Origin of the sequence: Salipiger sp. HF18, assembly GCF_011806505.1 — a bacterium.
GTDB lineage: Bacteria > Pseudomonadota > Alphaproteobacteria > Rhodobacterales > Rhodobacteraceae > Salipiger > Salipiger thiooxidans.
In genome coordinates, this window is record NZ_JAATOS010000956.1 from 1 (window position 1) to 662 (window position 662).

The 662-nt window shown below is 64.8% G+C and carries 1 pseudogene; it reads left to right on the forward strand.

The window, feature by feature from the left end:
* Nucleotides 1-662 (forward strand): annotated as a pseudogene (locus tag HC022_RS28230) (glutamate synthase large subunit); the annotation flags it as partial.

The window sequence follows — 662 nt, forward strand, 5'->3', positions numbered from 1 at the left end:
CAAGACCGGTGACGGCGCGGGCATCCACGTGCAGATCCCGGTGGCCTTCTTCTACGACCAGATCGACCGCACCGGCCACGCGCCGCGCAAGGACGAGCTGATGGCCGTGGGCCAGGTCTTCCTGCCCCGCACCAACTTCGGCGCGCAGGAGACCTGCCGGACCATCGTAGAGACAGAAGTGCTCCGCATGGGCCACTACATCTACGGCTGGCGCCACGTGCCCGTCTCGGTCGACTGCCTCGGCGAGAAGGCCAACGCGACGCGCCCGGAGATCGAGCAGATCCTGATCTCGAACGCCAAGGGCGTCGACGAGGAGACCTTCGAGCGCGAGCTCTACGTCATCCGTCGCCGCATCGAGAAGGCCGCAGCGGCCGCCGGCATCAACGAGCTCTACATCGCCTCGCTGTCCTGCCGCTCGATCATCTACAAGGGCATGATGCTGGCCGAGCAGGTATCGGAGTTCTATCCCGACCTGCAGGACGAGCGCTTCGAATCCGCCTTCGCGATCTACCACCAGCGCTATTCGACCAACACCTTCCCGCAGTGGTGGCTGGCGCAGCCGTTCCGCATGCTCGCCCACAACGGCGAGATCAACACGCTGAAGGGCAACACCAACTGGATGAAGAGCCACGAGATCCGCATGGCCTCGTCGACGTTCGGTG